Source organism: Streptomyces sp. 8L (assembly GCF_020176795.1).
In the GTDB taxonomy this organism is placed as follows: Bacteria; Actinomycetota; Actinomycetes; order Streptomycetales; family Streptomycetaceae; genus Streptomyces.
Genome location: NZ_JAIUKE010000519.1, coordinates 1 through 7,529 on the forward strand (window position 1 = coordinate 1; position 7,529 = coordinate 7,529).

Here is a 7,529-nt window from a genome sequence, read left to right on the forward strand (position 1 = left end):
CCCCCTATCCCCCCACCCCCCCCCGGCCCGCCCCCCCCCGCGGGCGGGGCCCCCCCCCCGTCCCGTGACCGATGCCGGCCCGATCCGGATCAGCCCGGTTCGGATCAGGCCGGTTCAGACCAGCTCGGTTCCGATCGGCTCGGTTCGATTCAAGTCGGTTCAGATCAGGCCGAGGCCGCGCACCGCGTCGCGCTCCTCCTCCAGCTCCTTGACGGACGCGTCGATGCGCGAGCGCGAGAAGTCGTTGATGTCGAGGCCCTGGACGATCTCGTAGGAGCCGTCCTTCGTGGTGACGGGGAAGGAGGAGATCAGGCCCTCCGCGACACCGTACGAGCCGTCGGAGACGACGCCCATCGACGTCCAGTCACCCTCGGCGGTGCCGTTGACCCAGGTGTGGACGTGGTCGATCGCGGCGTTCGCGGCGGACGCGGCGGAGGACGCGCCGCGCGCCTCGATGATCGCGGCGCCGCGCTTGGCGACGGTCGGGATGAACGTCTCGGCGAGCCAGGTCTCGTCGTTGACGGTCTCCGCCGCGTTCTTGCCCGCGATCTCCGCGTGGAAGATGTCGGGGTACTGCGTGGCGGAGTGGTTGCCCCAGATCGTGAGGCGCTTGATGTCGGAGACCGCTGCGCCGGTCTTCTGCGCGAGCTGCGTCAGCGCGCGGTTGTGGTCGAGGCGGGTCATCGCGGTGAAGCGGCCGGCCGGTACGTCGGGCGCGGCGGCGCGGGCGATCAGCGCGTTCGTGTTGGCCGGGTTGCCCACGACGAGGACCTTGATGTCGTCCGCGGCGTGGTCGTTGATGGCCTTGCCCTGCGGCTTGAAGATGCCGCCGTTGGCCTCCAGGAGGTCGCCGCGCTCCATGCCCTTCGTACGGGGGCGGGCGCCGACGAGCAGGGCCACGTTCGCACCGTCGAACACCTTGTTCGGGTCGTCGGTGATGTCGATGCCCGCCAGGAGCGGGAAGGCGCTGTCGTCCAGCTCCATCGCGGTGCCCTCGGCGGCCTTGAGACCCTGCGGGATCTCCAGGAGCCGCAGGCTGACCGGCACGTCCGCGCCGAGCAGTTGGCCGGAAGCGATGCGGAACAGCAGCGCGTAGCCGATCTGGCCGGCCGCGCCGGTGACGGTGACATTCACGGGAGTGCGGGTCATGGCGATCTCCGATAGCAAGCGGCGGTGTGGGGCCCTGCCCTGGTGGTGCGGGCCCCCGGTGTGCGGGACGCCTCCCCACAACCGCCCGGAGCGGCCGACGGTCCGGGTCGCGGCCGGGACCTTCCGAATCTTGATGTGAAGAGAAATCCAGCGGCCAGGCTATCCGACCGGCGGGCCGGGACAGCTGTGCCCCCGGGTGTCATGGCTCACCGGGCGGTGGCACAGCCCTCGGCGCCGGTCGACAGGGTGAAGCAGGCGCGCAGCGCGTGCGGCTCCGGCGCGGCGACCATCGGCGTGTACGAGCCGCTCGGGCCGCCCGCGTCGGCGGCGACCGGGCCCCCGCCCGGGGTGATCAGCAGCGACCCGCTCGCCGCCGCGCCCGTCACCCGGCCCCAGGCCGCGGCGCACACCGCGCTGTAGCGTACCTCGACGAACGCGCCGCCGACCGTGCCGGTGGCGAGGGTCGTCGCGTGTCCCGACGCACACCCCATGGCCTCCGGATCGAGCCCGGCGCACGCCCCCGGCGCGCACCCCACACCAGGGGGAAGGGACACGGAGGCCGATGCGCCGGGCGCCTGCGGCGAGGCCGAGCCGGTCGCGGGACCCGAGGCACCGGCAGAGCCGAAGACCGGAGGCGGGGCGGAGCCCGAGGCTCCGGAGCCCGGTGTGCCGCCGGGTCCTGGCCCGGTGGCGGACTCACCGCCGAGCGCGGTACCCGCCGACGTGGGCGAGGCGGCCCCGCTGGGGGCCGTACCGGCGGCCGTACGTCCGGCGGCCGTGCGTCCCGCGTCCGTGCGGGCGCCGCCCGAGCCGGTGTCGCCGAGACCCGTCAGCAGGACGACGGCGAGGACGACGAGCGCGACCCCCACGGCCGTCGACACGAGCACGAGGGTCTTGGCGCGGCCGGGCCGGGGCCCGGGGCCCGGCCGGCCGTCCCCGCCCAAATCACCGAAGCCGGTGGAGCCGCTGAAGTCGGTGAAGTCGCCGAGATGGCGGGGCGGAGGCGGCCCGTCGAAGCGATCGGCGTCGTCGTCCGGGCCCGCGCCCGCGGCCCCATCGTCGTGCGGGGTGTCGTGGCCGGGGCCGTACCGGACATCCGGCTCGTCCTGGTCCCTGGAACCGTCGGGCTCGTCATGCTCCCCGGGGCTCTCGTCCTGGTCGCTGAAGCTGTCGAGCGCGCCGCCCGTGAGGAAGATCGTCGGATAGGCGTCCAGGTCCGTGCCCTCGGACCTGGCCCGGAGTTCCGCGCGGTCCCACAGTTCGAGCAGCGGCGCCTCGTGCGTACCGACGGCCTCGGCCAGCGCCGACGTCACCTCGCGCGGCGGGCGGCGCAGGCCGCGTACGTACGCCTCCCACTCGTCCCGGCCGCGGCCGGTCCTGATCGCGATCGCGTCCAGGCTGAGCCCGCTGCGGTCGATCAGTTCCCGCATGCGGTCCGCGAGTTCACCCGCGGGGTCCGTGCCACGGCGCGCCATGAGCCCCCCTCACACCGGGCGCGCGCTCGCGGCGCCCGGCCAAGTCTCCCACTGTTACCGGCCGATCACACAGTGCCCGAACGGCCACTTCGCCGTCCCGGGGAACGCGCGCCGCTTACGGAACCGACGAGTGCACGACGCTCTGGAGGAACGGGATGTCGATCCACGGACGCGGCTGGATCATCAGCGCGAACAGCACGATCGCGACGCCCAGTACGCCGTACGTGACCATGTCCGTGAACCGCGACCGTACGGCCAGCATGCCGACCGACGGCACCACGCGGCGCAGCACGGCGCCGCCGGCCAGCGCGACACCGACCATGATCGTGCCGACCCGGAACGCGGCCTCGAAGGGGTGCACACCGACCGTCAGCAGTCCGAGCGCCGCCAGTGCGAGCACGCTGATCAGCGGCCACTGCCTGGCAGGCGCCGGGGCGCCGCCCGAGGCCGCGCGGCCCGCGCCCTCCGGCGGCGGGAAGTCCTGCGTGGCGGGCGGCTCCTCCGCGTCCCCGGCCGCGCCGAGAGCGGTGGCGCCGCTCAGCCGCGTCGCACCGGCTCCGTCGTCCCGGTCTCCGTCGGCTCCGGCCGAACCGCCGTCTCCCTCGGCGGTTTCGGAACCGCCTGAGCCCTCGGGCAGGGCCTCCTCGGCGGTTCCGGACGCGGCCGCTTCCTCACCGGACACGGCCGCCTCCTTCTCGGACGCACGCGGCGCGGGCTCCTCGGAGCCGCTCCTCGCGGGTTTTCCGGACGCGGCGGGGCCGGAGGTGCCGGGCGCCGGGTCCACCGGACTCTCGTGCCGCGTCTCGCCGGTCACGGCCTCGGGCGTGCCGGACACGGGCTCCGCGCCGCCGGGAGGCGACTGGGGTGCGGGCGTTCCGCTCACTCCGCGCTCACCGCCCGCTCGGCCGCCGTGACCACGTTGACCAGCAGTTCCGCGCGGGTCATCGGGCCCACGCCGCCCGGGTTCGGGGACAGCCAGGCGGCCACCTCCGCCACGTCGGGGTGCACGTCTCCGACGATCTTGCCGCCCGCGTCCCTGCTCACGCCGACGTCGAGCACGGCCGCGCCCGGCTTCACGTCGTCGGGCTTGACGATGTAGGGCACCCCGGCCGCCGCCACGATGATGTCGGCCTGGCGCAGCTGGGCGGCCAGGTCACGGGTGCCGGTGTGGCACTGCGTGACCGTCGCGTTCTCGGACTTGCGGGTCAGCAGCAGCGGCATCGAGCGGCCCACGGTGACGCCCCGGCCCACGACCACCACATGCGCGCCGTCGATCGCGACTCCGTGGTGGCGCAGCAGGCGCAGGATGCCGTTCGGCGTGCAGGGCAGCGGGCCCGCCTCGTTCAGCACCAGGCGGCCGAGGTTGGTGGGGTGCAGTCCGTCGGCGTCCTTGGCCGGATCGATGAGTTCGAGCACGCGGTTGGTGTCGATGCCTTCGGGCAGCGGCAGTTGGACGATGTAGCCGGTGCACTCCGGGTCCTCGTTGAGTTCCCGCACCACCGCCTCGATCTCCTCCTGCGTGGCCGTGTCCGGCAGTTCGCGCTGGATCGACGCCATGCCGACCTGGGCGCAGTCGCGGTGCTTGCCGTCGACGTACCAGCGGCTCGCGGGGTCGTCGCCGACGAGGAGCGTGCCGAGGCCGGGCGTCACGCCCCGTTCTCTGAGGGCCGCCACGCGGACCGCCAGATCGGTCTTGATCGCGGCCGCTGTGGCCTTGCCGTCGAGAATCTGCGCGCTCATGGCGCCATTCTCGCGGATGACCCTGTCACTGTTCCAATTCGGTCCCCGGCCCGTCCCGCATACGTTGCGCTTACACAACGCATACGGGAAGTGGCTGGACAAGGCGCTGATTGCGCCAGCACGATGACCTCGTAGAACCGCGGCAGTGCAGGGGGGCGTCCGCTCAGTTCGTCATGCTTCCTCCGCGCGGACCGCACGTCCCCGCACCATCACGGAGGAATCGTTCATGAGCTTCGGCGAGCCGAACAACCCGTACGGGCCGCCCCAGGGCCAGCCACAGGGCCAGGGGTCCCAGGTTCCGCCCCAGGGCCAGCAGTCCGGTTACGGCTACCCCGCGGGCCAGCCCCAGGGCCAGCCCGGCTACGGCTATCCGCAGGCCCCGCCCGTACAGCCGTACGGCGCCGGCGGCTACCCGGGCGGGGGCGCGGTGACCGAGATGCCGGGCGGGGTGAAGGCCGCGCGCGTGATGCTGTGGATCATGTCGGGCCTGTGCCTGATCGGCGGCATCATCTTCATCATCGCCGGGGTCGCCATCAACGGCGCCAAGGACAACACGGACGACTCCCAGCTCACCAGCCTGATGGACAAGGGCACGTCCATGGTGATCGGCATAGCCGTCCTCGCGCTGGTGTGGTGCGTGCTGCTCGCCGTGCTCGCCGTCAAGGTCAAGAGCGGGGGCAACGGCCTGCGCGTCACCCTGATCGTGGTCGGTGTGCTCACCGCCCTCCTCGCGCTCTACCCGTTCACCGTGCTGGGCATCGTGCACCTGGTGCTGTCGATCCTGGTGATCGTCTTCGTGGCGAAGTCCGACGGCGCCGCCTGGTTCAACCGCCAGCGCGCCTGATCAAGCGCTCTCGCCCGGCGCCGGAAGGTCTGGACGCCGGACGATCTGGGCGCCGTACGGCACCGGCCGGTCCCGCACGCGGCGCGAACAGCCCCAAGCGCCGACCCGCGTCAGCGGAAGCGCCGGGTCCGCGTCAGTGGAAGAAGTGCCGCGTACCCGTGAAGTACATCGTCGCTCCGGCCTTCTTCGCCGCCTCGATCGTCAACTCGTCCCGTACGGAACCGCCCGGCTGTACCACCGCGCGCACGCCCGCCTCCAGCAGCACCTCCAGGCCGTCGGGGAACGGGAAGAAGGCGTCCGACGCGGCGAACGCGCCCCGCGCGCGCTCCTCCCCCGCGCGCTCCACCGCGAGCTTCGCCGAGTCCACGCGGTTGACCTGTCCCATCCCGACGCCGACGGACGCGCCGCCCTTGGCCAGCAGGATCGCGTTCGACTTCACCGCGCGGCACGCCCGCCAGGCGAACGCCAGCTCGTCCAGCTCCGCCGCCGACAGGGCCTCGCCCGTCGCCAGCGTCCAGTTGGCCGGGTCGTCGCCCCCGGCCTGGAACCGGTCGGTGGCCTGGAGCAGCACGCCGCCGTCGACCGGCTTGACCTCGTGGGCCGACGCGGGCGCCTCGGGACAGCGCAGCACGCGGATGTTCTTCTTGCGGGCCAGCACCTCGACGGCGCCGTCCTCGTAGCCGGGGGCGACGATGACCTCGGTGAAGATCTCCGCGACCTGTTCGGCCATCTCCACCGTCACCGGGCGGTTGACGGCGATCACGCCGCCGAACGCGGAGAGCGGATCGCAGGCGTGCGCCTTGCGGTGCGCCTCGGCGACATCGCCCGCGACGGCGATGCCGCACGGGTTCGCGTGCTTGATGATCGCGACGCACGGCTCGGCGTGGTCGTACGCGGCACGGCGCGCGGCGTCCGTGTCCGTGTAGTTGTTGTACGACATCTCCTTGCCGTGCAGCTGCTCGGCGCCCGCCAGGCCGCCGGCGCCCGGGGACCGGTAGAGGGCGGCGGGCTGGTGCGGGTTCTCGCCGTAGCGCAGGACGTTCGCGCGCTCGTACGTGGCGCCCAGGAACTCCGGGAAACCGCCGTCGTCGTCGGCGGCCACCGCGTAGTCGGCCGCGAACCAGGACGCCACGGCGACGTCGTACGCGGCCGTGTGCCGGAACGCCTCGGCGGCGAGGCGCTTGCGGGCCGCGAGGTCGAAGCCGCCGCCGCGCACGGCCGTGAGCACGTCCGCGTACCGCGCCGGGCTCGTCACGATCGCCACGGACGGGTGGTTCTTGGCGGCGGCGCGCACCATCGAGGGGCCGCCGATGTCGATCTGCTCGACGCACTCGTCGGGGGTCGCCCCGGAGTCGACGGTCTCCCGGAACGGGTAGAGGTTCGAGACGACCAGCTCGAACGGCTCGATGCCGAGGTCCGCGAGCTGCTGCCGGTGCGCTTCGAGGCGCTGGTCGGCGAGGATGCCCGCGTGGACGCGCGGGTGCAGCGTCTTGACCCGGCCGTCGAGGCACTCGGGGAAGCCGGTGAGGTCCTCGACCTTCGTGACGGGCACGCCCGCCGCGGCGATCCTCGCGGCGGTGGAGCCGGTGGAGACCAGCGTGACGCCGGCCTCGTGCAGCCCCTCGGCCAGCTCCTCCAGGCCCGTCTTGTCGTAGACGCTGACCAGAGCGCGGCGGATCGGCCGCTTCGTACCTTCGGCGGTCACGTGATCGTTACCTTTCGTCCCTCGATGCGGTAGCCGTGCCGGGCCAGACGCCCCACGACATCGACGAGCAGCCGTCGCTCGACTTCCTTGATGCGCTCATGGAGCGCGTTCCCGCCGGCCTCGTGGTCTGCGTGGTCCTCGTCCCGGACCTCGACCACGCCCTGGGCGATGATCGGACCGGTGTCGACGCCGTCGTCGACGAAGTGGACGGTGCAGCCCGTGACCCTCGCCCCGTACGCCAGCGCGTCGCGCACGCCGTGGGCGCCGGGAAAGCTGGGCAGCAGGGCGGGGTGGGTGTTGACAAAGCGCCCGCCGTACCTGGCGAGGAACTCCTTGCCGACGATCTTCATGAAGCCCGCGGACACCACCAGATCGGGTTCGTACGCGGCCGTCGCCTCCGCCAGGGCCCGGTCCCAGGCGTCGCGCGTCTCGTGGTCGCGTACGCGGCACACGAAGACCGGCAGCCCGGCCCGCTCCGCGCGCCGAAGGCCCTCGATGCCGTCGCGGTCGGCGCCGACGGCGACGATCTCCGCGCCGAACGCGGCCCCCTCGGCGCCGATCCTGTCGATCAGCGCCTGGAGGTTCGTACCCGACCCGGAGACCAGGACGACGAGGC

General features: G+C 73.1%; 7 protein-coding genes. 1 reads left to right on the forward strand and 6 read right to left on the reverse strand.

Annotation, left to right across the window (positions count from 1 at the left end):
* Positions 1-159: 159 nt before the first annotated feature.
* The 4 genes from LCE31_RS33020 to LCE31_RS33035 form a co-directional block, all read right to left on the reverse strand.
* Positions 160-1,149, reverse strand: coding sequence for a malate dehydrogenase (locus tag LCE31_RS33020; protein ID WP_225021027.1), 990 nt, complete (start codon positions 1,147-1,149; stop codon positions 160-162).
* Positions 1,150-1,355: 206 nt separating this feature from the next.
* Positions 1,356-2,624 carry a helix-turn-helix domain-containing protein gene (locus tag LCE31_RS33025; RefSeq protein WP_225021029.1) on the reverse strand — a complete coding sequence of 423 codons (1,269 nt, stop codon included), beginning with the start codon at positions 2,622-2,624 and terminating at the stop codon, positions 1,356-1,358.
* A 115-nt stretch (positions 2,625-2,739) separates the two neighbouring features.
* Positions 2,740-3,507 carry a DUF3017 domain-containing protein gene (locus LCE31_RS41010; RefSeq protein ID WP_225021031.1) on the reverse strand — a complete coding sequence of 256 codons (768 nt, stop codon included), beginning with the start codon at positions 3,505-3,507 and terminating at the stop codon, positions 2,740-2,742.
* Positions 3,504-4,364, reverse strand: coding sequence for a bifunctional methylenetetrahydrofolate dehydrogenase/methenyltetrahydrofolate cyclohydrolase (locus LCE31_RS33035; protein WP_225021033.1), 861 nt, complete (start codon positions 4,362-4,364; stop codon positions 3,504-3,506). Before LCE31_RS33035 ends, LCE31_RS41010 begins: the two co-directional genes overlap by 4 nt.
* Before the next feature lie 226 nt (positions 4,365-4,590).
* On the opposite strand from LCE31_RS33035, the gene LCE31_RS33040 reads away from it, so the two are divergent.
* Positions 4,591-5,208 carry a hypothetical protein gene (locus LCE31_RS33040; RefSeq protein WP_225021035.1) on the forward strand — a complete coding sequence of 206 codons (618 nt, stop codon included), beginning with the start codon at positions 4,591-4,593 and terminating at the stop codon, positions 5,206-5,208.
* Positions 5,209-5,341: 133 nt separating this feature from the next.
* Here the strand turns inward: LCE31_RS33040 and purH are convergent, their stop codons facing one another.
* Entirely contained in the window at positions 5,342-6,913 is a 1,572-nt protein-coding gene (gene purH / locus LCE31_RS33045; protein ID WP_225021037.1) for a bifunctional phosphoribosylaminoimidazolecarboxamide formyltransferase/IMP cyclohydrolase, read from the reverse strand.
* A partial coding sequence (gene purN / locus LCE31_RS33050; protein WP_225021039.1) for a phosphoribosylglycinamide formyltransferase occupies positions 6,910-7,529 on the reverse strand: 620 nt, incomplete at its 5' end. The genes purN and purH, both read right to left, overlap by 4 nt.

What these genes read in the sequence shown, in the direction of transcription:
- LCE31_RS33020 (WP_225021027.1), bottom strand. Translation starts at nt 1,149, where the DNA reads ATGACCCGCACTCCCGTGAATGTCACCGTCACCGGCGCGGCCGGCCAG.
- LCE31_RS33025 (WP_225021029.1), bottom strand. Translation starts at nt 2,624, where the DNA reads ATGGCGCGCCGTGGCACGGACCCCGCGGGTGAACTCGCGGACCGCATG.
- LCE31_RS33035 (WP_225021033.1), bottom strand. Translation starts at nt 4,364, where the DNA reads ATGAGCGCGCAGATTCTCGACGGCAAGGCCACAGCGGCCGCGATCAAG.
- LCE31_RS33040 (WP_225021035.1), top strand. Translation starts at nt 4,591, where the DNA reads ATGAGCTTCGGCGAGCCGAACAACCCGTACGGGCCGCCCCAGGGCCAG.